Origin of the sequence: Rhodococcus sp. SJ-3 (assembly GCF_051918125.1) — a bacterium.
Taxonomy (GTDB): Bacteria; Actinomycetota; Actinomycetes; order Mycobacteriales; family Mycobacteriaceae; genus Rhodococcus.
Genome location: NZ_CM123306.1, coordinates 2,567,906 through 2,589,930, shown reverse-complemented (window position 1 = coordinate 2,589,930; position 22,025 = coordinate 2,567,906). Strand labels below are relative to the sequence as shown.

At 65.7% G+C, this 22,025-nt stretch carries 26 protein-coding genes; 13 read left to right on the top strand and 13 right to left on the bottom strand.

Features of this window, described 5'->3' with window-relative positions; translation table 11 throughout:
• Nucleotides 1-11: 11 nt before the first annotated feature.
• Nucleotides 12-677: a FadR/GntR family transcriptional regulator gene (locus ACTDXD_RS11920; protein ID WP_440127212.1), complete on the top strand. Its 666-nt coding sequence runs from the start codon at nt 12-14 to the stop codon at nt 675-677.
• A 9-nt stretch (nt 678-686) separates the two neighbouring features.
• Here ACTDXD_RS11920 and ACTDXD_RS11915 read toward each other — a convergent pair whose 3' ends face one another.
• The 3 genes from ACTDXD_RS11915 to ACTDXD_RS11905 form a co-directional block, all read right to left on the bottom strand.
• Nucleotides 687-1,526, bottom strand: a complete 840-nt coding sequence (locus tag ACTDXD_RS11915; protein WP_440127211.1) for a mycofactocin-coupled SDR family oxidoreductase — start codon at nt 1,524-1,526, stop codon at nt 687-689.
• Nucleotides 1,527-1,599: 73 nt separating this feature from the next.
• Nucleotides 1,600-2,883 (bottom strand): cytochrome P450, encoded by a 1,284-nt coding sequence (locus ACTDXD_RS11910; RefSeq protein WP_440127210.1) that lies wholly within the window; start codon nt 2,881-2,883, stop codon nt 1,600-1,602.
• Between the two features lie 4 nt (nt 2,884-2,887).
• Nucleotides 2,888-3,130, bottom strand: a complete 243-nt coding sequence (locus tag ACTDXD_RS11905) for a ferredoxin (RefSeq protein ID WP_440127209.1) — start codon at nt 3,128-3,130, stop codon at nt 2,888-2,890.
• Between the two features lie 134 nt (nt 3,131-3,264).
• On the opposite strand from ACTDXD_RS11905, the gene ACTDXD_RS11900 reads away from it, so the two are divergent.
• Nucleotides 3,265-3,858, top strand: coding sequence for a TetR family transcriptional regulator (locus ACTDXD_RS11900; protein ID WP_440127208.1), 594 nt, complete (start codon nt 3,265-3,267; stop codon nt 3,856-3,858).
• A gap of 25 nt (nt 3,859-3,883) precedes the next feature.
• Here ACTDXD_RS11900 and ACTDXD_RS11895 read toward each other — a convergent pair whose 3' ends face one another.
• Genes ACTDXD_RS11895 through ACTDXD_RS11885 form a run of 3 tightly spaced genes read right to left on the bottom strand, consistent with a single transcriptional unit; the run spans nt 3,884 to nt 6,190 of the window.
• Nucleotides 3,884-4,546 carry a histidine phosphatase family protein gene (locus tag ACTDXD_RS11895; protein ID WP_440127207.1) on the bottom strand — a complete coding sequence of 221 codons (663 nt, stop codon included), beginning with the start codon at nt 4,544-4,546 and terminating at the stop codon, nt 3,884-3,886.
• On the bottom strand, nt 4,543-5,457 hold the full coding sequence (pheA, locus tag ACTDXD_RS11890) for a prephenate dehydratase (RefSeq protein WP_440127206.1): 915 nt from the start codon (nt 5,455-5,457) through the stop codon (nt 4,543-4,545). Before pheA ends, ACTDXD_RS11895 begins: the two co-directional genes overlap by 4 nt.
• A 55-nt stretch (nt 5,458-5,512) precedes the next feature.
• Nucleotides 5,513-6,190, bottom strand: coding sequence for a hypothetical protein (locus ACTDXD_RS11885; RefSeq protein WP_440127623.1), 678 nt, complete (start codon nt 6,188-6,190; stop codon nt 5,513-5,515).
• Nucleotides 6,191-6,299: 109 nt separating this feature from the next.
• On the opposite strand from ACTDXD_RS11885, the gene ACTDXD_RS11880 reads away from it, so the two are divergent.
• The 4 genes from ACTDXD_RS11880 to ACTDXD_RS11865 all read left to right on the top strand — a co-directional run bounded on the left by ACTDXD_RS11880 (nt 6,300) and on the right by ACTDXD_RS11865 (nt 10,000).
• The gene (locus ACTDXD_RS11880; protein WP_440127205.1) at nt 6,300-7,067 is read left to right on the top strand and encodes a DUF2470 domain-containing protein; all 768 of its coding nucleotides are present in this window, start codon (nt 6,300-6,302) and stop codon (nt 7,065-7,067) included.
• Between the two features lie 43 nt (nt 7,068-7,110).
• Nucleotides 7,111-7,917 (top strand): CPBP family intramembrane glutamic endopeptidase, encoded by an 807-nt coding sequence (locus ACTDXD_RS11875; protein ID WP_440127204.1) that lies wholly within the window; start codon nt 7,111-7,113, stop codon nt 7,915-7,917.
• Nucleotides 7,918-8,083: 166 nt separating this feature from the next.
• Nucleotides 8,084-9,316 (top strand): LCP family protein, encoded by a 1,233-nt coding sequence (locus ACTDXD_RS11870; RefSeq protein WP_440127622.1) that lies wholly within the window; start codon nt 8,084-8,086, stop codon nt 9,314-9,316.
• A gap of 138 nt (nt 9,317-9,454) precedes the next feature.
• Nucleotides 9,455-10,000 carry a ferritin gene (locus ACTDXD_RS11865; protein WP_440127621.1) on the top strand — a complete coding sequence of 182 codons (546 nt, stop codon included), beginning with the start codon at nt 9,455-9,457 and terminating at the stop codon, nt 9,998-10,000.
• Between the two features lie 77 nt (nt 10,001-10,077).
• Here the strand turns inward: ACTDXD_RS11865 and ACTDXD_RS11860 are convergent, their stop codons facing one another.
• From ACTDXD_RS11860 to ACTDXD_RS11845, 4 genes are read right to left on the bottom strand one after another with little or no spacing between them, the layout of a single operon-like run.
• Complete coding sequence (locus ACTDXD_RS11860) at nt 10,078-10,992, bottom strand: DUF5926 family protein (RefSeq protein ID WP_440127203.1); 915 nt, start codon at nt 10,990-10,992, stop codon at nt 10,078-10,080.
• A gap of 9 nt (nt 10,993-11,001) precedes the next feature.
• The gene (locus ACTDXD_RS11855; RefSeq protein WP_440127202.1) at nt 11,002-11,775 is read right to left on the bottom strand and encodes a glycerophosphodiester phosphodiesterase; all 774 of its coding nucleotides are present in this window, start codon (nt 11,773-11,775) and stop codon (nt 11,002-11,004) included.
• A complete protein-coding gene (locus ACTDXD_RS11850) occupies nt 11,772-12,764 on the bottom strand; it encodes a DUF4328 domain-containing protein (RefSeq protein WP_440127201.1) in 993 nt (330 codons plus the stop codon). The genes ACTDXD_RS11855 and ACTDXD_RS11850 overlap by 4 nt, the downstream gene beginning before the upstream one ends.
• Nucleotides 12,764-13,105: a rhodanese-like domain-containing protein gene (locus tag ACTDXD_RS11845; protein ID WP_440127200.1), complete on the bottom strand. Its 342-nt coding sequence runs from the start codon at nt 13,103-13,105 to the stop codon at nt 12,764-12,766. The genes ACTDXD_RS11850 and ACTDXD_RS11845 overlap by 1 nt, the downstream gene beginning before the upstream one ends.
• Before the next feature lie 190 nt (nt 13,106-13,295).
• Between ACTDXD_RS11845 and ACTDXD_RS11840 the strand changes: the two genes are divergently transcribed.
• Nucleotides 13,296-14,228, top strand: coding sequence for an LLM class F420-dependent oxidoreductase (locus tag ACTDXD_RS11840; protein WP_440127199.1), 933 nt, complete (start codon nt 13,296-13,298; stop codon nt 14,226-14,228).
• Nucleotide 14,229: 1 nt separating this feature from the next.
• On the opposite strand, the gene ACTDXD_RS11835 is transcribed toward ACTDXD_RS11840, so the two are convergent.
• From ACTDXD_RS11835 to ACTDXD_RS11825, 3 genes are all read right to left on the bottom strand, one after another.
• The gene (locus ACTDXD_RS11835) at nt 14,230-14,823 is read right to left on the bottom strand and encodes an Rv1733c family protein (protein ID WP_440127198.1); all 594 of its coding nucleotides are present in this window, start codon (nt 14,821-14,823) and stop codon (nt 14,230-14,232) included.
• A gap of 117 nt (nt 14,824-14,940) precedes the next feature.
• Nucleotides 14,941-15,609: a peptide-methionine (S)-S-oxide reductase MsrA gene (gene msrA, locus ACTDXD_RS11830; protein WP_440127197.1), complete on the bottom strand. Its 669-nt coding sequence runs from the start codon at nt 15,607-15,609 to the stop codon at nt 14,941-14,943.
• A 9-nt stretch (nt 15,610-15,618) separates the two neighbouring features.
• Complete coding sequence (locus tag ACTDXD_RS11825) at nt 15,619-16,764, bottom strand: acyltransferase family protein (RefSeq protein WP_440127196.1); 1,146 nt, start codon at nt 16,762-16,764, stop codon at nt 15,619-15,621.
• 245 nt (nt 16,765-17,009) lie between these two features.
• Between ACTDXD_RS11825 and ACTDXD_RS11820 the strand changes: the two genes are divergently transcribed.
• The 6 genes from ACTDXD_RS11820 to ACTDXD_RS11795 all read left to right on the top strand — a co-directional run bounded on the left by ACTDXD_RS11820 (nt 17,010) and on the right by ACTDXD_RS11795 (nt 21,999).
• Nucleotides 17,010-17,633, top strand: coding sequence for a superoxide dismutase (locus tag ACTDXD_RS11820; protein WP_440127195.1), 624 nt, complete (start codon nt 17,010-17,012; stop codon nt 17,631-17,633).
• 96 nt (nt 17,634-17,729) lie between these two features.
• Nucleotides 17,730-18,620: an SMP-30/gluconolactonase/LRE family protein gene (locus ACTDXD_RS11815; RefSeq protein ID WP_440127194.1), complete on the top strand. Its 891-nt coding sequence runs from the start codon at nt 17,730-17,732 to the stop codon at nt 18,618-18,620.
• 109 nt (nt 18,621-18,729) lie between these two features.
• Complete coding sequence (locus ACTDXD_RS11810; protein WP_330133353.1) at nt 18,730-19,251, top strand: peptidase; 522 nt, start codon at nt 18,730-18,732, stop codon at nt 19,249-19,251.
• A 253-nt stretch (nt 19,252-19,504) separates the two neighbouring features.
• Complete coding sequence (locus ACTDXD_RS11805) at nt 19,505-20,203, top strand: TMEM165/GDT1 family protein (RefSeq protein ID WP_440127193.1); 699 nt, start codon at nt 19,505-19,507, stop codon at nt 20,201-20,203.
• Nucleotides 20,204-20,329: 126 nt separating this feature from the next.
• A complete protein-coding gene (locus tag ACTDXD_RS11800) occupies nt 20,330-20,746 on the top strand; it encodes a MarR family winged helix-turn-helix transcriptional regulator (protein ID WP_440127620.1) in 417 nt (138 codons plus the stop codon).
• Nucleotides 20,743-21,999 (top strand): MFS transporter, encoded by a 1,257-nt coding sequence (locus ACTDXD_RS11795; protein ID WP_440127619.1) that lies wholly within the window; start codon nt 20,743-20,745, stop codon nt 21,997-21,999. The genes ACTDXD_RS11800 and ACTDXD_RS11795 overlap by 4 nt, the downstream gene beginning before the upstream one ends.
• Nucleotides 22,000-22,025: the final 26 nt, after the last annotated feature.

Here is a 22,025-nt window from a genome sequence, read left to right as displayed (position 1 = left end):
AGGATGACCGGATGACTTTGGGACAACCCGTTCGACGCACGAGCCTGATCTCGCAGGTCACCGAGCAACTACGCAGCGAGATCTGCAACGGCCGCTGGGCGATAGGTGAGCGCATCCCCACCGAACCCGAATTGAGCGAGCTCACCGGAACCGGTCGCAACACCGTCCGCGAGGCTGTGCAGGCGCTCGTGCACACCGGGCTTCTCGAACGTCGTCAGGGCTCGGGCACCTATGTCGTCGCAACCTCCGATATCGGCGGCACCCTCGGGAAGTACTTCGCGACCGCGCACGAGCGTGACGTGCTGGAACTTCGGCAGACCCTCGACGTCACCGCCGCCGTCCTCGCTGCGCGCAGGCGCACGCCCGACGACATCACACGCCTCGAGGCGCTGTTGGTCGAACGCGACAATCGCTTCACCGAACCCGACACCGATGCCGCGGTCGAATCGGACATCGCGCTCCATCGCGCCATCGTCGAGGCCAGCCACAACGCTGTGTACCTCGAGTTCTACGACTCGTTACTCCCGTCCATCCGGCAGTCCGTCGACCGGCATGTCCACACGACGGGGCAAGGCTTCCACGACGAGCACACTGCCCTGGTGAACGCGGTGATCGACGGTGACGAGGTGGCAGCGACTCAGGCCGCGCAGTTGCTGTTCACCGAACTGCGCGGCTGAGCGCTGTGACTACTTGAGTGCGCTGCCCGCGTCGACCGACAACGTGAGTCCTGTGACGTAACGGGATTCGTCGGATGCCAGGAACAGCACGGCATTGCTGATGTCCTCGGGTTCCACCCAGCCGATCGGAAGCACGTGCATCAGCTGGGCGACCACCTTCATGTCCTCCGGACCCGGGTTCTCGAGATCGGGACGGAACATCTTCATCGCACCCTCGTTCATGAACATCGGCGTGTTCACGTTCGTGGGATGAACGGTGTTGACCCGGATGAAGTGCTGCCCCAGTTCGACCGCGAACGAGCGCATCAAGCCGACGACGCCGTGCTTCGCGGCAATATACGGCCCCATATTGGGATGGGCCTTCAATCCCCCGACCGAACTGGTCAGGATGATCGAGCCGCCTCGTCCCCCTTCTATCATGTGCGGTACACCGGCTTTCACCGACTTCCACACTCCCGAGAGATTGATGTCCTGCATTTCCTGCCAGTCGAACTCGTCCGTCTCGTGCAGCGGTGTACCACCGGTCCCGATTCCGGCGTTGGCAACGATGATGTCGAGTCGGCCCAGTTGCTCGACGCCGGTGTCCACCGCGGTCTTCACCGCGTCGAAGTCGCGGACATCGGTTTCGACCGTCACGATCCGACGGTTGAAACCCTTGACCAGCTCGACTGTTTCGGCCATGTCTTCCGGCGACGCCGGGGCGATCTGCGCGTCTTCTCTGACCGGACCGCAGATGTCGAGTGCGATGATGTCTGCGCCTTCCTGCGCGAGCCTCACCGCGTGACTACGCCCCTGGCCGCGCGCTGCACCCGTGATGAGTGCGACCTTGCCTTCAACCCTGCCTGCCATGATTCACCTCTCGCGTCGCGCATCGAACGACCGCTCGATGCAGTATTTTTCGAACTGTTTCTGTCAGTTCGGGCTATCTCGAGATCTTCTCGAATTCGATGTGCAGCTCGACGAGACCGCGCAGGAGGAAAGTGGGCTCGTAGACGAAGGTCCGCTCGTCCGTCGATCCATGTCGACCCTCACTGATCCTGATGTCACTCATCCTGTCGAGAAGCCGGTTCAGAGTGACCTGCCCCTCCATTCGGGCGAGCGGTGCACCCGCGCACGTGTGCAGTCCACGCCCGAACGCGATGTGATCATGCGAGTTTCTACGGTCGAGTCGAAATTCATTGGGGTTTTCGAACTTCCGTGGATCGCGGTTGGCGCCTGCCAGGCTCAGCATGACGATCGTCCCCGCCGGGACGTCGACGTCACCGATCGTCGTGGTCTTGCGCACGAGCCGGAAGTCGATCTTGGTCGGACTGTCGAATCGGAGCGACTCCTCCATGAACGGCTTGATCAGACTGCGATCCTCACGCAGCATCTGCTGATACTCCGGGCGTTCGCCGAGCACCCGCAGCGCCGAGCTGAGCAGCTTCGTCACAGTTTCCTGGCCGGCAGCGAACAGGAAGGTGGCGGGTCGTACCACCTCGATGAGCTCCGGAGTGGATCCGTCCGGATATGTTGCCGTAGCAAGACCGCTGAGGATGTCGCCGCGGGGCTCACGACGCCGATCGGCAAGATAGCCGGTGAATCTCTCGTCGAGATACTCCAGCGGGTTCATACCCACCGGCTCGTGATCGAGCGATCCGACGCGGGTGCCGGGACGTTCTCCGGCGCCCAGCGCGCGACGGAACTCTTCGCGGTCACCCTCAGGGACACCGAGTAGGTCCGTAATCGCCAACGTCGCAAACGGTTTGGCGTACTCGCCGAGGAACTCGCAGCTCCCGTTGTCGATGAACTCGTCGAACTGCTGATCCGCGAGCGTCCAGAGATACTCCTCGTTCTCCTTGAGACGTTTCGGTGTGAGGAGTCGGCCCAGCAGGGATCGCGCCCGTGTGTGATCGGGCGGGTCCATCACCACCATGTGTTCGGAGATCGGAAACAGGTGACGATGCGCCTCGATCTGGTCGGTGATGTCGTCACCTTCGGGCTCGAACGGCAACGGCGGGAACGGTCCACCGATCGCGTTCACCGCCGAGAGAGCTTCGGAGTTCTTGAATCCTTCGACCACCTCCTGATAGCCGGTGACAACCACTACTCCGTAGTTCGGTTCGCGAAAGACAGGGTTCATGCTTCGGAGGTGGTCGAAGTACTCGAACGGATTCTGCGCGAGTTCTCCGTCGGAAAAGTAGTCGGCTGAGGCGAGATCGGTCATCGGATCACTGGCCTTTCGGTGAACGAGGTGACGTGGCGGGCACGTGCTCGGAGATACTGATGGCCTGGCGCGGGCATGCACTGACTGCCGAACGCGCTTTGGGCCACAGCGCTTCCGGTGGGTGTTCGTCGCAGGTTGCGATGTCGTCGTCCGCGAGATCGAAGATCTCGGGCGCTATCTCGACACACAACGCATGCGCCTCGCACATCTCACGATCGATGTGCAGGTACTCGGGCGTTCCCGTCATAGGGCGCTCCATGGTGAGTGCGGATCCGGGGGCGTGACATACGCGTGCACGTCGCGCCGGAGGTAGGCTGAGTAACAACGTTACTGACGAGACGATAACCCCGTTATCCGGATAGGGCAAGGAAATTCACAAACATGGAGAACGCAGAGGCCACGGGCGCACCGGACCGGACCGGAGAACGGCTGCTCGCCACGGTCGTCGAGCTTCTAGAGAACGACGGCTACGACGCGGTGCAGCTGCGCGAGGTGGCACGGCGGGCACGGATCTCGTTGACCACCATCTACAAGCGATATGCCACGCGCGAAGAGCTGATCCTTGCCGCGATCGAACACTGGATGAAGTCGAACTACGCCGAACTGGCCACACAGAGCCGCAACCCCGGCGAACCACTGCACCCGGCGATGATGCGAGTGATCCGCGCGATCTTCGAGCCGTGGGAACAGCATCCCGAGATGCTCTTCGCATATTTTCGCGTCCGCGCCGCGCCGGGCGGCGAGAGCCTCGCCGTGCGCGGCTTCGACCCCGTCGTACCCGTCGGCTTGGCAGTCCTGTCGGACGTGGATCCCGAGTTCGTCGCGGAGCTCGAATCGATCCTCTCCAGCGTCGTCTACGGCCTGGTGGGGCGCTGCAACGCGGGATACGTCGACATCACCGAGATCGTGCCCACGATCGATCGCACGGTCTTCTGGCTCACGACCGGCTATCACGCCTCACTCCGAGACGAATGATCATGCCCCGTCTTCCCGTCTCCCGTCAGCCCATCGGGTCGTCGGCTCCTGCGCGGGCAGTGTCGTGGAACGGTGCGTGGACCGATGCCCACCGCACGCACTCCCACCCGCCGCCGGGTACCGGCTCCAGTTCGACGGTGTCGGTGTTGGCCAGATGGTTTCCGCTTGCGAAACCGCCCGGTACTCTCCCGAGGTACGACGCGACGAGGCGGATGGCAGCGCCGTGGCTGACCACCACGATGTCGCCCGATCCTGCCTCCAGGTAGTCTGCGCGCAGCTCGTCGAGCACCGGCACGAATCGGTCGAGAACGTCGAATGCGCTCTCGCCGCCGGGGACCCGGGCACGTAGGTCGCCGTCGTGCCACGACTGGTAGACCTTCACGAACATCGCATGCGACTCTTCGTCGTTGCGGTCTTCGAGTTCACCGACCTGCACCTCGTGCAGCCCGTCACGCGCAGACGCTCGAAGACCCACCGGATCCTGCGCGTGCCGGGCTGTCTGCTTTGCGCGAATGGCCTGGGACGACACGAGCAGAGTCGGCGCGCGTTCGATGAGGTTCTTGCCGAGCGTCTTCGCCTGCGTGATTCCGAGCTCGGTCAACTCCGCCCCGGGGAGCTTCGTGTCGAGGCGCTTCTCGACATTCGCCACCGTCTGGCCGTGCCGGGCCAGGATCAATTTCCCGTTCAACTGATTTCCTCTCCGCGCCGCAACCGTTCCAGCCACTGTGCATCATCCTCGTCCGACACCGGTGCGACACCCGGCTCGGACACCGCCGCCCATGAACCGAGGAACCGCACCTGGGCGAAACGGTGGAGTGCCTTGAGCGCTTCTGCGACGAGTGCGTCGTCGATGTGCCCCACACAGTCCAAGTGGAAGAAGTAGGTGCCGTATTCCTTTCGCGTCGGCCGCGACTCGATACGGGTCAGGTCGATGCCGCGCGTCGCGAATTCCGTCATCGCACGGACCAGCGACCCCGGCTCATGGGGAAGTTGCAGGATCACCGACGTGCGGTCGCGGCCGGTGCGCTTCGGCACCGGCGCCGGACGGGTGACGAGAACGAACCGCGTCCGGGCTCCTGCGAAATCCGCGACACCGTCGGCGACGACCTCGAGACCCAGTCGCTGGCCGGCGAGCGCGGTCGATACTCCCGCGTCGACCTTGCCCGCCGCCACGTCCTCGGCCGCGCCCGCGTTGGAGGACGCGGCCACGACCGTGGCACCCGGCAGCGCGGCGCCGACCCACTGCCGAACCTGGGCCGCCGCCACCGGGTAGGCGCCGATGGTCTCGATCGTGTCGAGTGTCGTCCCGGCGCGCGCCACGACCGTGAATGCGATGTCCAGTTCGGTTTCCGCCACGATCTGCAAGCGGGGCCCGATCGAGAGTGCGTCCATCGTCGGCGGCACCGACCCCTCGACGGAACTCTCGATGGGAACCACTGCAGCATCGACCTCACCGTCGCGCAGCAACTGCAGCGTGGCCGGAGGGCTGGCCGCGGGTACCCGATCGACGGGTTCGTCGAAGACGCCGAAGTCCTCGAAACGGGCGAGGGCCATTTCGGTGAAGGTTCCGGTCGGTCCGAAATACGCGATGCGGGGCACGGCTTACAGATTACGCACCGTCGCTTGCCGGGATGCGTCGTAGAAATGAACCCTGTCAGCGCGGGGTGAGACCCGCCGTCCGTAGTCCATCCAGCACCTCGTCGGGGTCGTCGACTTCCACAGCGAGCAGGATCTCCCGCAACGCTTCGGCAGCCTCGGGGATCAAGCGACCCAGGCGGTCGGCGTCGGGCGCGGTCAGGGCATCGCGGATGTCGAATCCGCTGAGCGCTGCCGCCGTACCGGAAAGCAGTGCGAGCACGTCGGAAGCTGTTTCGGCGCGGGCGACGAATCCGGTGTCGGCGTGTGCGAGCACGGCGAGGAAATCGGCAACGGCGCCTGGCGCACGGCCGGTCGGCAACCCGGGGATGTGCCCGGCTTCGGTGAGTGCGCGAGCAGTGTCGGCCAGGGCCGAGTCCGCAAGGACCGGGTCGTCGACCTGCACGTAGACCGCCAACGGCGCGGGAGCGGTGAACGCGAGCACGTCGTCGAGGTCGTCGAGGGTGCAGTCGAGCTGGTAGCGAACGGGTCGCCGGCCTGCAGGCGACGGGGCTTCGGCCGAGGCATCCAATTCGACGATCACATCGCGATCGGGCAACTCCGCGACTTCGCTCGCGGGAACGATCGGTGCCGCCAGTTCCGGCCCCGAGACAGCGAGGGCAGCCTCCAGCGTCTCGTAACGACGCGAGAGCAGCGCGTCGAGCAGACCACGGGGTTCTTCGCGTGAGGGCGGCATTCCGAGGGGCAGTGGGATCGACACGTCGTCCAGGTTAGCGCTGGTAACCCTTGCGACCAGCGTCACAATGACTTAGGTTTGCCTCACCTACATGAGAAGGAGGGCCCGCATGCAGACCACCACGACCGACATTCCGGCGCCGACGACCGCGGAACGCGTGCGCACCGCTCTCATCCGCGCTGACACCACATACCTTGCGATCGACGGTTGCGACCCGATCCCGACGACCGTCCACTTCCTGCAGGACGACGGAAACATCGCGATCGTCGTACCGGCCGAGACCACGGCGGTCGCACTCACCTGGCAGTCCGGAGCCGCAGGCCTGCCCGCGATGCTCGAGCTCACCGACCACTCGCCCCTGAATCTGCGCAACCCCGTCCGGTCGCTGATCTGGCTCAGCGGGAACCTGTTCCCCGTCGACGAACCGCGACAGGTCGCCGCCGACGTCGCCGAGATCCTTCCGCACCCCGAACTCCTCGACGTCGGCCACAATTCCGAGTTGCTCGTCCTCCGGCTCACGTCCGTGGTCGCCGCAGACACCTCGGGCGCCGAATCCGTCGATCTTCCCGACGTGTTCGACGCCGCCCCCGACCCATTCGCCACCTACGAGACGGCGTGGCTCGAACACCTCGAACAGGATCACGCGGACATTCTCGCCCGCATCGCCAGGAGGATCCCGCCGTCGGCGCGCACCGGCCGGATCCGTCCCCTCGGCCTCGACCGCTACGGCCTGCGCCTGCGCATCGAATCCGGCAGTGGTGACCACGACGTTCGCATCCCCTTCCAGGAACCCGTCGACGAGCCGAGCGGACTGAGCAAGGCACTGCGCATGCTCGTCGGATGCCCGTTCATGAACGGAATGCGCGCTACTCACTGAACACGCGGCCGGCTTTGCAGCGCGTTCCGGCACAATCGCTCCCGTGACGACGATCCGCGCCTGGCTCAATCCACCCCGGCAGAATCCCGGCACACCGCTCGATGCTGCCGAACGCCGGGCGTTGTGGATCGAAATCACGATCGTCCTGCTCGTCACGTTCGGACTCAGCGGACTGTCGTCGATCCTGTCGCTGCTCGAGGCCGCCCTCGCACCGGAACCGCTGTCCGATCAGACAGTCGCGTTGAATGCGCCGCGGTCGTCGCAGGAGTTCATCGACCTCGCCAGACAACTCCTCGGCATCGTGCGCCTGCTCGCATGGGCCGCGCTCGGCCTCTATCTCTTGTGGCGCAGCGGTCACGGCCCGAAGATCATCGGCTTTGCGCGTCCTCTGCTGCGCCGCGACTGGCTCCCGGGCGCCGGGCTCGCCGCACTCATCGGGCTGCCGGGCCTCGCGTTGTACCTCGGGGCACGTGCCGCCGGACTCAATCTCAACGTGGCGCCGAGCATTCTTGCCGACTACTGGTGGCGTCTGCCCACGGAGGTGTTGTGGGCCATCGCCAACTCGGGCGCCGAAGAGATACTGGTCGTCGCATATCTGATCACGCGTCTACGGCAGCTCGGATGGTCGGAGAACGGCTCGCTACTGGCCTCGGCCCTGCTCCGCGGCAGCTACCACCTCTATCAGGGACTCGGCGGCGGCTTCGGCAACGTCATCATGGGCCTGGTGTTCGGCCGGTACTGGCAACGCACCTCGAAACTGTGGCCCCTCGTGATCGCCCACGCGCTGATCGACTGCGTCGCGTTCATCGGGTACCAAGCACTGCGGGAGCACGTCTCATGGTTGTCTTGAACATGCGATCGACTGCCGTGAACGTACAGTTGTCCGGGTGAACGGCGACCACCCCGACCCTCGGAACCGGCCGCGCCCGCCCCAGGGGCCGCCGCCGCGTCGGCAACCGCCGATGCGGCGCCCCGTCCCGCCCCACGCCGCGCCTCCCCCTCCGGAGGGCAATCAGGTGATCCGGCGTAACCCGGCCGCGCCGCCGCGTGCCTGGTCGCAGACACCCCGGTCCGAGCGCCGTGCCGCGCCGCCGCCTTTGCCCAGACAGTCACCTCCCAGGCAACAACCACCACCCCGACGGCAACCCCCGCCGCGGCAGCAACAACATCAGCCGCGGCAGCAACCCGAACCGTTCGTCGACAAACGACGTGCAGCGACAGCACCGCCTCCTGCGCCTCCGCGACGTCGGCCCCCGCCGGTCGCCGAGCCCGAACCGCGCCGCAGGCGACCCGGGGGTCTCCGGCGAGCCCTGCGCCGCGTAGGTGCGCTGCTCGCCGTCCTGCTCATCGCGGCGGTCGCGGGTGTCGTCTACTTCGACGGCAAGCTCGACCGCATCGATGCGCTCGCCGACTACGAGGGCCGTATCGGCGATACCCCCGGAACCAATTTCCTGTTGGTGGGCTCCGACAGCCGCATCGGGCTCACCCCCGAGCAGGAACAGGAACTCGCGACCGGCGGCGATGTCGGCCCCGATCGCACCGACACGATCATGCTCATCCACGTCCCCAGCGGAGGTGGCGCCACGACGATGGTGAGCCTCCCACGCGACTCGTACGTGTCCGTTCCCGGATTCGGCCAGGACAAACTCAACGCCTCGTTCGCGCTCGGCGGGCCACAGCTGCTCGTCCGGACGGTCGAGGGAGCGACCGGAATCCACATCGATCACTACACCGAGATCGGATTCAGTGGATTCGCGTCGATCGTCGATGCGGTCGGCGGCGTCGACATCTGTGTCCCGTATCCGATCGACGATCCTCTGGCGGGTCTGCAACTCGAAGCGGGCTGTCAGGAACTGAACGGCGCGCAGTCGCTCGGTTTCGTGCGCACCCGTGCCACACCACTCGCCGACCTCGATCGGATGAACAACCAGCGGTTGTTCATGTCGGCCTTGCTGAGCAAGGCGACCGGCCCCACCACCTTTCTCAACCCCTTCCGGTTGTGGCCGCTGGTATCGGGTGCGGCAGCGTCGGTGCGCGTCGACAACGGCGATCACCTGTGGGATCTCGGCCGGCTCGCATGGGCGATGCGCGGCGAGACGATCACTGCCACAGTGCCCGTCGGCGGCTTCGAGGATGTCTACGGGGTCGGCAACGTCCTTCTGTGGGATCGGGAGCGCGCCATCGAGTTCTTCGGGGCGCTCGAGCAGGACCAGCAGATCCCCGCAGATCTGCTCGCACCCGCACCGTGACCGCCGTTCCTCCCGAGATGATCTTGGGTTAGCCAATCCTGAAATGGCCCAGCTTAGCCAATACTCGGAGAAATCAGTCTAGCCAACGCTTGGATGAAATTATCCCTGACCTGCATTAACGTCGCCGTCATGACAACAATGGGCGAATCTCGTACGACCAAATTCCACTCACTTCTGCACGACCAGATTCGCAACGAATTCAACGCATCGCATCAGTACATCGCGATCGCGATCTTCTACGACAACGCGGATCTCCCGCAGCTCGCGAAGCACTTCTACGCGCAGGCGGTCGAAGAACGCAACCACGCCATGATGATCGTCCAGTACTTCCTCGATCGCGACATCGCCGTCGACCTCACCGGCGTCGATGCCTGCCAGTCGATGTTCGAGAGCGCCCGTGAGCCCATCGCGCTGGCGCTCGAGCAGGAGAAGGCCGTCACCGAACAGATCGTCGAACTCGCCCGCACCGCCCGCGACGAGGGCGACTACCTCGGCGAGCAGTTCATGCAGTGGTTCCTGCAGGAGCAGGTCGAGGAGGTCGCAACCGTCACCACGCTGCTGACCGTCGCCGATCGCGCAGGCGAGAACCTGTTCAACCTCGAGGACTTCGTCGCTCGCGAACTCAACTCGAAGACCGCAGAGCGGAACGGCAACGCTCCGCTGGCCGCAGGCGGCAGCATCTAGCCAGCCCAGCTGCCCCTCGGCCGAACGTCACCTTCGCGCACTTCAACAGCATGAAGGTGACGTTCGGCCATTCAGGGTCAGCGCAGAGTGACCTGGCGGCTGCGCAGGCCGTCGCGGGAGCCTCGCTCGGCGACGGTGAGCGGCGACTCGTCGCCCAGCGCCGCATCCAGCCGGGCATCGAGCTCGAGCGTCGCCGCGACCCATTCGTCGGGATGCTTCTCACGATCGAGATCGAACACGGGCACCAGCAGGCCGTGGGTGCGGAACGATCCCGCAAATCGCGAGCCTTCGCCGAGGTGCAGACCACCGGCCGCGTGCACTCGCGACAGAGCGGTCATCAGCGTGTCTTCGTCCTCGGGCCGAATCCAGCGCAGGTGCGCCTTCTCTCCGGTATCCACCCACCACGCGGCGACGAGGCCCTCACCGTCGAGACGTGCCGACGGCATCACAGCAGCGTTTGCCTGCTGCAGCGTCTGCGCGACATCGGGAGCAGCCTCGACACCTTCCGGGATCCACCACTGGAAATCCTGGTGCACGGTGATCGACGGAAGCTCGTCGGCCACGAGCAGATCCTGCAGGCGCGCCGAGTCCGCTGTCGGCTCTGCCACCTTCAACGACGTCCCGGGCTCAGCGGTGAGGGCCCACTCGAGTGCCGCACCGAGTTCGCCGGCCGGATCGGGACCGAACGTCGCCAACTGCAGCCCGACGTACCCGACGACCTCGTCGCCCTCTTCACGGGCAAGTGCCGCGACACCGCCCGGGAGGATGGTTGCGCCGATCACTCGGCGTCCGCCCCCCGCAACCGGAAGGTCGACGAGTGCAGACGGCACGAACTCCCGCAACGCCACGAGGTCGAGTTCGAGGGCGAGGCCCTCGAACGGCCGGGACGCCGCGCCGGACGCCGCTTCCCGTTCGAGCCTGCGCTGCTCGAGCTTGGCGGCGCGATTGCTGCCGGGCTTGGGTCCGCTGTTTCTCTTGCTCTTCTTCGCCACGGCGCAAAACTACACGCCGGGCACCGCGTCGAGTTGAGCCTTGGTGCGTCCGGGATGATTGGTGGCCACCCAGCCGACCCCGAGTGTGCGGCACAACTCCACGTCTTCGGGTTCGTCGACCGTCCAGCAGTAGGTGGCCCGGCCTGCGAGAGCAGCCTTGTCGACGAGGTCGCGGTGTTCACGCAATGTCGCGACGGACGGGCCGATTGCGGTGGCCCCGACCGTTGTGGCGGCACTGCCGCCGAGGTAACGGGACGTCTCTCCGAGCAAGACCGTGGGCAGCAGCGGCGCCTGCCTACGGATCCGCCAGACAGCGCTCGCGGCGAACGACATCACCACAACCCGGGAGAAGTCCGCTGACGGTGGCGTCGCGAGCCCGAACCGGGACAGTTCGGCCAGCAGCTTCGCCTCGACGAGCGCGCCGTACCGCACGGGATGTTTGGTCTCGACGAACAACTTCACCGGCACGCTCGTGAAGTCCATCATCAGTTCGATGAGTTGAGTCAACGTGAGCAGACTCGCGGGTTCCCCCGACCGGCCGTAATCGAATTCTGACAACTCCGCGAGCGTCATCTCGCTCACGACACCGGTGCCCGTGGAGGTCCGGTCGATCGTGCGGTCGTGGACGCACACGAGATGTCCGTCTCGGGTCAGCCGCACATCGCATTCGAGCCCATCGGCGCCTTCTTCGAGGGCGAGTTCGTAGGCAGCCAAGGTGTGTTCTGCCTTGGCTGCAGACGAGCCCCGGTGGGCGACGACACGCGGCACGGCGAACTCGGTCACGACGTCACCGCCGGAATCCGGTGCTCGTCCTCCCGAACAGCGGAGGCGGGCACGATCTCGGCGATCGGCGCGTATACCGGCCCGGTCGCCGTGGTGAACCTGCGCTGTTGGAGCGGCCTGCCCTGTAGGTCGGCGCCGTCGCACAAGCGGAGCACGTACAGCGTCGCCAATGCGACCACCGCGGCGAGGGCAGCGACCACGGCGGTCAACAGGACCGCGTCGGCTCTGGCCTGGAGCGAGTCGCGCTGACGCCAGAACAGCACGAATACGAACAGCACCGCATTCGACACGATCAGCACCCACCAGATCCGGACGGCACGCAGGAGCCGCGGCCTGTCGTAGGCGATCTCGGTGAGGAAAACGCCGGGGAGCGCAAGGTTGATACCGGGCACCACAACACCGAACAACACCGAACCCGGCGACCGAGGGTCCGAGGTGCCGCGCTCTGCGAACACTCGGCGGCGGACCTCGATCAGGCGTAGACCCGACGCGACCGCGGCGGCGAGTGCGACGAGTGGACCGACGATCTGGGTCGCCCACACGGCCGAGTCCGACAATGCCAGAACAATGGGGTCGATCAGCCGCGTGCGGTTGACCAGCAGCAACACGTATCGCGACAGCTCGGCTACCGCGGCAAGCCCGAATACCGCTGCCGCGCCGACCAGCAAGGTGGGTGCCAGGCCCGCGAGCGTCTCGGCTCGGGTCGGCTCCTCATCGTGCGGTCGTGGCCGGTCGAGTAGTCCCCACCGCGGAATCTCGTCGTAGGCGGGTGTCGCCGTGGGCTGTGGGGGGCGGGAGGCGGTTCGTTCGGCAGAGCTGCCCTGCGGTGTCCGGACGACCCAGCGGAAGTTTCGTCGGTCGGGAGGAACGGCAACGTGGGTATCGACGGGTGAGAGCAGCAAACCGCGGCACGAGGGACACCACTGGCGCGCCTGGTAGGACACGGGCCAGCGGCTCTCACAGCGGACACAGATCTGGTAGGCGGCCATCAATAGATCTTTGCCGGGTCGTCGCCGTCACCTGTCAGAGGCCGGTTCGACTTCTGCCACGCGACCATTCCGCCTGCCACCTGGAAGGCGTCGTATCCGATCCGGTTGAGATATTCGACGGCGCCGAGCGAGCGGCCCCCTTGGCGACACACCACGTAGATCTCGGCGTCGATGTCGATCTCCTCGAGGCGGGCGGGAACATCGGCCAGCGCTATGTGCAGCGCGCCGGGCGCATGCCCGAGCGCCCACTCGTCGTCCTCTCGTACGTCGAGGAGCACCGAGTCGGGGCCCGGTTCGGGAACCTCGTCCACCGACACGGTGGGCACATCGGAAGAACTCACGATTCCAATAGTGGCACGCGTCGATATGCGATGCAGCCGCGCGGCATACCGTAATGAGTTTCCACAATGCCCACGCGCAGGAGTTATCCACAGTTTCCACAGGTTCATCCCCAGGGTTCCCCAACCGTCGAATTCATCGCTCGAGACCGCTCACAATTCGCGGTAGGTGGGCGCCTGGAACAATCGAGTAATGGAATTACGGATTTTCACCGAACCACAGCAGGGAGCAACCTACGAGGATCTGCTCGCGGTCGCGCAGACTGCTGAGCGGCTCGGCTACGGCGCATTCTTCCGATCCGACCACTACCTGGCGATGAACACCGAGGGCCTGCCCGGACCCACCGACGCCTGGATCACGCTTGCCGGACTCGCCCGCGACACGTCGACGATCCGGCTCGGCACCCTCGTGACCTCGGCGACCTTCCGCCACCCCGGCCCACTGGCAATCTCGGTCGCTCAGGTCGACGCGATGAGTTCCGGCCGCGTCGAGTTCGGGCTCGGCGCCGGCTGGTTCGAGGAGGAGCACTCCGCGTACGGCATTCCCTTCCCGCCGCTCAAAGAGCGATTCGACCGGCTGGAGGACGCTCTCGCCATCACCACCGGCCTGTGGGAGACCCCGGTCGGGGAGAAATTCTCGTACGACGGCACGCACACCCGGATCGTGGATTCACCGGCCCTTCCGAAGCCGCATCAGCAAAAGATCCCCGTGGTCATCGGTGGTGCGGGGAAGAAGCGGACGCCGGCGTTGGCGGCGCGCTATGCGAGCGAATTCAATGTTCCGTTCAATTCGGTGGACGGCTCGGCGACCCTCTTCGAGCGCGTGCGCCAGGCGTGCCGCGACGCGGGACGCGATCCCGCCGAGCTGACACTGTCGAATGCGCTCGTGGTGTGCTGCGGGAGGGACGAAGCAGAAATCGCCCGTCGTGCCGCGCGTATCGGTCGCGAGGTCGACGAGCTTCGTGAGAACGGGCTGGCGGGGACCCCCGGGGAAATCGTGGAGAAAATTCGCACCTACGCGGACATCGGGACACAGCGGATCTACCTGCAGGTGCTCGATCTGGCCGACCTCGACCACCTCGAACTCGTCGCGCAGGAGGTCATGCCTGCGGTGTCAGCGCTGTAGATCAGTGGCTGCTGGTGGAGCCGAGGAACGCTTCGATGTCCCGGCTCCACTCGCGGCTGCGGGCACGCTCGACACCCCAATGCGCGAGTGCGAACAGACCGCATGCGGTCACCAGCGCGAACATGTACACCGCGACACCGGCAAGCACCGAGGAGAACTCGGCGGCGGACACGCTCATCGGCTGCAGGGTCATGGCGCCCGCGCGATCGACCCACACCTGCACTTCGTCGCCTGCACCCTCGGTACCGGTGATCTGCACGTCGCCGTGGTGCGAGACGCCGCGGAACTCCCAAGTGGCGGGGGCGGTCGAGGGCGCGATGTAGGAAAACTCTCCCCAGCCCGAGTCGGCCACCACGGGGTCGGCGTCGAGCGTGGCGGTGACCATGGTGCGTTCGGCAAGTTGCTGCTGCGCCATCGCAACCTGAGTGTTCTGGACGTTCGCGACGACGATCGCGGCGACGGGGATCATGAGGAGCATCGCGGCGACGAGCAACGAGAACAGACGGGCTTCGACGCGGTCGGTGCGGCGGACGAGAGGGCTGCGCCCACGCAGACTCCTACGTGTGCGTCGTAGATATCCTGCTGCGGACGTCATCTCGGTACCCCGATCCCTTCCCCCACTCGGCACTCCTACCCTCCAGAGTGCTCGCCGACCGGGTGAAATTCAAGGAGTGCCAACCGATCTCACATTGTGCGGTTGAACACAGCGCTACTATGCCCCGAGACCGACCGGGCAGCTCACACCGGTCGCGTGAACCGGGCAGTACCCGTTGGGATTCTTGGCGAGGTACTGCTGGTGGTAGTCCTCGGCATAGTAGAACTGGGTGAGGGGTGCGATTTCGGTGGTGATCTTGCCGAATCCCGCTTCCGCGAGGCGTGTCGCGAACGATTCTGCGGTGGCCTCGGCCGCCTCGATCTGCGATTCGTCGAACGTGTAGATGGCCGACCGGTACTGGGTTCCGTGGTCGTTGCCCTGTCGCATGCCCTGGGTGGGATCGTGGTTCTCCCAGAACTGCTTCAGAATCCCCTCGAAGTCGATCACGTCGGGATCGAAGACGACCAGCACGACCTCGGTGTGCCCGGTGCGACCGGAACACACTTCCTCGTACGTGGGGTTGGGGGTGTAGCCGCCTGCGTATCCCACAGCGGTCGAATACACGCCGTCGAGCTGCCAGAATTCCTTCTCGGCTCCCCAGAAGCACCCCATACCCACCACGGCGGTGGCGAGGCCTTCGGGGAAGGGCGGCACGATGCGGTGACCGTTGACGTGATGCGTCTCGGGAACCGGCATGGGCTCCGACCGTCCGGGCAGCGATGCTTCGGCTGCGACCATCTGGGACTTCGAGCCTGCATGGGCGAGGATGTCGTCGAACCAGGACATGACCCGATGCTACGCGTGTGTCCGCGCGGCGACCTTTTCCACGGCCGCGGGCCGCTTCGCGTGCAGCCACCTGCTGCCGATCCACCGGGCCGCAGGCACTTCGACGCCGCGATATACCAGCTCGGAGACCAGCGCGACCCCGATGATCAGGCAGATCACGGCACCTGTCATACCGACGAATCCGACGGTGTTCTCGTAGATCCGGTACATGACGAGCGTGTGCACGAGGTAGATCGCGTAGCTGCGGGTCGAGACCCAGTGCACGACGCGCAGACGACCGAGTCTGCCGTCGTACCGGGACAGCAGGACCACGACCGCGAATACCACGCTGATGGTCCACAGGTAGTGGCTGCCTGCCCAGTACACCTGCATGTCGGTGGCGAGAACGATCACCTGAACCTGGGCGATCAGAGCCACGAGCAGGCCGCGAACGGAGATCAGCCGCGCCCACGCGAGATAGGCGATCTGACCCAGGAACACGGTGGGCAGCGTCGCGGCGATCTTCGAGAGGAACGGCACCGTGTACGGCTCCGGGACGTACAGGTTGTAGATGATCACGAGCATGCACAGCGCGGCCCCGAGCAGCGGCATGACGATGGGCTTGGCCCGCAGCAGCGATCGCCCGCTCACGCAGAACAGGTAGAACATGATCTGCACCGCGAGCGTCCACGCGACTCCGAGCACCGCCACCTGCGGTTTCAGGAAGAAAGCACCGAGGAAGAAGCTGAGTGCGGCCTCGCCGTCGGTGACAGTGGTGTGGCCGCTGAACATACCGTTGATGCCGAAACGGACCAGCAGGATCGCGGCAAGGATGCACACCCAGAACGCGGGGACGAGCCGCGCCGCACGTGCGATGAGGAACTGCCCTGGCGGCTGGCGGATCGCAGAGCGCGTGATGAGCAGCCCCGTGAGCATCATGAACGCCGAGACACCGACGAACGACAGGTGCATGTTGAGACCCGCGCCCTGGGTCAACACGATGTGGGTGACGTCGATGAACCACCAGCCGGTGCCCAGATCGTCGATCAGGTAGAAGCAGATGTGCGAGTACACGACCGCGATCGCGGCGAGGAATCTCAGCAGGTCGAGCCCGGGCAGCTGGACACGTGGTGCCTCGGCTCCGCGTGCCTGAACGTCGAAGAGCGGCCGTGACACCCCGCAATGTTAAGGTCCCGTTCACCAACGCTCCCAATCGCACACCCGATCAGGAGAGTCGGCGCAGGTAGGAGCGATTCCGTTCGGTTTTCTGCGCATACCGTTCCCCTCACGTTCCCGGTAGGGCCCGATGTCCCGCGTGAGGCCGAATGTTGCGCAGCGTGTAGTTATGGGTTTGGGTGGATACCCATATAGGCACGGAAAAAATCGAACGGGCTCACAGGCCCGCAAAGAAGGGACCCTTCGTGGCTGAGTACACGCTTCCGGAACTGCCCTACGACTACGCAGCGCTCGAGCCGCACATCTCGGCGAAGATCATGGAGCTGCACCACGACAAGCACCACGCGACCTACGTCGCCGGCGCCAACACTGCACTCGAGAAGCTGGCCGAGGCCCGTGAGAACGGCACCATGGCCGCTCAGGCGACCAAGCTCGAGAAGGACCTCGCATTCCACCTCGGCGGCCACACCAACCACTCGGTGTTCTGGCAGAACCTCTCCCCCGAGGGCGGCGACAAGCCGACGGGTGAGCTCGCAGCAGCTATCGACGACGCATTCGGATCGTTCGACAAGTTCCGCGATCACTTCTCTGCGAACGCGAACTCCATTCAGGGCTCCGGCTGGTCGATCCTCGCGTGGGATTCGATCGGGCAGCGTCTGATCATCGTCCAGCTCTACGACCAGCAGGGCAACATCTCGATCGGTCTGACCCCGCTGCTCATGCTCGACATGTGGGAGCACGCGTTCTACCTGCAGTACCAGAACGTGAAGGCCGACTACGTCAAGGCGTTCTGGAACATCGTCAACTGGGCCGACGTGCAGGCTCGCTTCGAGCGCGCGCGCACCCAGACCGCAGGTCTGATCGTCTAGTCACCGGCACCATGTGGAAGAGGGTCACCCAGCGGGTGGCCCTCTTCAGCGTTGCGGGACACCGTTGCCTAGGGCCGACCGTTATCCTGTGCGGCCATGACGACTCCCTCGCTCGACACCGTGTGCTCCGGCCTGGCATTTCCCGAATGCCCACGTTGGCACGACGACCGGCTCTGGTTCTCCGATGTGTACGCGAACGACGTACATCGCCTGGATCCGTCCACAGGATCGTCCGAGATCATCGCCCACATCGACGGGCACCCAGCGGGGCTCGGGTTCCTTCCCGACGGGCGCCTGCTCATCGCCGTCGGCCACACCCGCACGGTGATGCGGCGCGAATCCGACGGCACGCTCACCCCGCACGCGGATCTGTCGGGGCTCGCGACCTGGCATCTGAACGACATGTACGTCGACGGTGCCGGTCGCGCATATGTGGGCAACTACGGCGATGCCAGCGCCCCACCCGACCCGGTCCGTCCCGCGGTGCTCACACTCGTCGAACCGGATGGAACCGTCCGGCCCGTCGCCGACGACCTGCTGTTCGCCAACGGGATGGTCGCGACCGCGGACGGTCGCACGCTCGTCGTCGCCGAGACCCGCGCGATTCCGGGCCGGCTCACCGCCTTCACGGTGGGCGACGACGGCTCCCTCACCGACCGTCGCACGCTGATCGAGTTCGATCGGTCGGTGTTCCCGGACGGGCTTGCCATCGACCGTGACGACGCCGTGTGGGTCGCATCGCCGTTCGGCAGCGAGGTGATCCGGGTGTCGCAGTCCGGGGTGATCACCGACCGGATGCCCGTCGCGAATCCGTATGCGGTGGCACTCGGCGGTCGTGACGGCCGCGACCTGTTCGTCTGCACCGCCGAGAACTGGCAGCCCGAGGTCGCGGCGCGTGAACGCACCGGGGCGATCGTGCGGCTGCGTGTCGACGTGCCGGGAGTCGACGTGCCGGGAGTCGACGTGTCGGGCCGACCACACGCTTAGCGCCGAACACACCGGGCACCGAATGCACCTGGCACTCGGCGCCTCTTGTGTGCCAGCGAGAAAAACGGGCATTCTTCCCTCATCGCCCGAGCGGGAGCGGAGGAACGCCATGAGGGATCAGATCGGGATTGCCGCGTTTCATTCCGGTGGGTCGCTGCGGGGATTCGTAGTGACGGGACGGTGGCCTTCGACCACGCGCGAATGGGCACAGCTGCTCGCACTGACGGTCCGTGTGGCATCACTGCCGGGACTGCTGCCGACCTCCACGGTGTTCGGGGTTCGTGAGGAACTTCCGGACGATCCGGAGCCGGGCACCGTCGGCCTGGTCCTCGCCGCCGGGCCGGTCCTCGGGGAGACCGCCGTGGAGCCGGGATGCTTCGCGCAGCATCAACCCCCGGCACTGATCATGCTGCATCCTCCGTCGGAGACCACGCCGTCGCTGCCAGAGAATGCGGGCGCCGCATCGGGGTGTGTGCTCCTACCCGGGTTGCCGTATCTCGGTCTCGATCATCGCGCCGCGTGGGTGGAGGCCGAAGCGGATGGAACCGTGACGTCGCTGGTCAGTAAGGTGAACGTGGATCCAGGCAGGGACCCCGACACCGCAGTTCTGGCCATGCTGCTCGCGGCATGAAGCTATGCCGTAAATGAGAGTTCGGTTCTACTTAACTTAGCATTACCTTTACACCGGGTACTTTCGCGCGCTAATGTCGTGGCAGCGAAGGGGAGTAGCCCCCAATCGCCCTGTCGACACACTGGCCGCCATCGGCCCGGCACGGCGAACCGGACGACCTCCGGTGGGCGAGACCTTCGGCCGTCGGCGCACCACGCGTCCGACGTCCGGAGGAAGCCCGATTCCTCCACAGACGAAGGAGGAAAAGCCGCTCATGTGGTCCGCAGTCGTTCTGAGTTTCGCAATCATCTTCATCGCCGAACTCGGCGACAAATCCCAGTTGATGGCCATGACGTTCGCGTTGCGCTACCGCTGGTGGGTGGTGTTGTCGGGGATCCTGTTCGCCACCACCGCCGTGCATCTCGTCTCAGTGGCGGTGGGCCACTATCTCGGTGTCGCGATCCCGACCGTGGCCATCTCACTCGTCGGTGGGGTCGCCTTCCTGTTGTTCGGCGCGTGGACGTTGCGTGGCGATTCCCTCGACGACAATGAGCAATCCAAGGCGGGCCGCGTCACCCGGTCGGCGTTCCTTGCCGTCACCTCGGCGTTCTTTCTCGCCGAGCTCGGCGACAAGACGATGCTCGCGACCATCACACTCGCGACCGACAACAACTGGATCGGCATCTGGGTGGGGTCGACGGTCGGCATGGTCGCTGCCGACGCGCTCGCCATCGTCGCGGGTGTCCTCCTCGGACGACACCTGCCGGACAATGCGATCCGCTTCGGGGCCGCGGCACTGTTCTTCGCATTCGGGGCGTGGATGCTCGCGGCCGGTATCGCTCCCGACTCCCCCGTGATCGGCCTCGGCGCCTGCGGTGTCACTCTCGTGATCTCTGCCCTGGTCATGTTCCTGTTCGCCCGTCGGACCAAGCGGACCGACCCCACCGAGGCGACTCCCGCCACGCACGTGTGACCTTCGACGCCGACCGGCGGCGCCACGGCGACCACAGGTATATGCTTGCCGATAGGCAAATACTTGGAGGTGCACACACCGGTGAGCAGAGAATCATTCGATCCCGATGAGGTCAACCGCCTTCGCATCGCACTCGGCCGCATCGCACGCCGCGTCTCACGACCGGCAGGAGACGGCAGCCTGACCCCGTCCCAGGCGTCCCTCCTCGGCACCGTCGCGCGACGGAAAACCGTCGGTGTACGCGAACTGGCCGACCTCGAAGGCCTCAATCCCACGATGTGCTCGCGCATGCTCGGCAAGCTCGAAGACGCCGGGCTCGTGTCGCGTTCGTCGGACACCGACGACAAACGCGTCGTCCTCGCCTACATCACCACCGACGGCGCCGCGCTCGCCGAAAAACTGCGGATCCGACGTACCGCCCTGTTCGCCGAACACCTCACCGAACTGAGCGAACACCACGTCGACGCACTGCACGACGCACTCCCCGCCCTCGAAGCACTCGCCGACAGCATGGGATGCGGCAGAAACGAGGCGCGCAATTGACAGTCCTCGCCGATATCCGTGGAAACACATTCGCCGCCCTGCGCGGCCCCAACTTCCGCCGCTACATCACGGGCCAGGCAATTTCCCTCGTCGGGACGTGGATGCAGACCGTCGCACAATCGTGGCTCGTCCTGCAACTGACCGGATCTGCCACAGCGATCGGCATCGTGCTGGCTCTGCAGACCGTCCCGATGCTGCTGCTCGGTCCGTACGGCGGTGTCGTCGCCGACCGCTCCGACAAACGCAAGCTCATGATCGGGCTGCAGTCGATGATGGGGCTGCTCGCGCTGATCCTCGGCCTGCTCGTCATCACCGACACCGTCCAGCTGTGGCACGTGTACGTCCTTGCCCTCGGACTCGGACTCAACCAGTGCTTCGAGAATCCGGCGCGCCAGTCGTTCATGCTCGAGATGGTCGGGCCCGAGGACCTGCGCAACGCGGTGAGCCTGCAGTCCACCCTGGCCGCGTGTTCGCGCATGATCGGCCCAGCGGTTGCCGGCATCGTCATCGCCGCAGGCGGCATCGGGATCTGCTTCCTGCTCAACGCCGCGAGCTTCGTCGCCGTGGTCACTTCGCTGCTCACCCTCGACGTGTCGAAACTGCGACCCTCTCCCCCGACCGCGCGGGCCCGCGGCCAATTACGTGAAGGACTCGCGTATGTGCGGCGGACACCAGATCTGGCTGTGCCCTTGGCGATGATGGCGCTCGTCGGCTGTCTCGCATACGAATTCCAGGTGGTGCTCCCCGTCTTGGCAGACCACACCTTCGAGGCGGGCGCCGGAGCGTACGGTTTTCTCACCGCCGCGATGGGTGCGGGCTCCGTGGTGGGCGGCCTCGTCGTCGCCACGTGGGGTCGCACGGGCATCAGACCACTCGTGCTCGCCGCACTCGCATTCGGCGTGGCCATGGCCGTCGCAGCCGCTGCACCGTCCCTGCCGGTCCTGATCGGGCTCATGGTGATCGTCGGCGCCCTGAGCGTCACGTTCACGACGAGCGCGAACAGCACACTGCAGCTCGCCTCCTCGCCGCAGATGCGGGGCCGGGTGATGGCACTGTGGGCGGTCGCATTCCTCGGATCCACAGCGATCGGCGGCCCCATCGCCGGATGGGTCGTCGAACAGTGGGGTGGGCGCGCCGGATTGCTTCTCGGTGCCGGTGCGTGCGTGGTGGCCGCGCTGATCGGCACCGCCGTACTGCGGCGACCGGCGCAGCAGAGCAGCGACACAGCGGATTCGGGGACGTTGTCGCGCTAAGGTTCGACGCGAAACGCGTGTCCCCC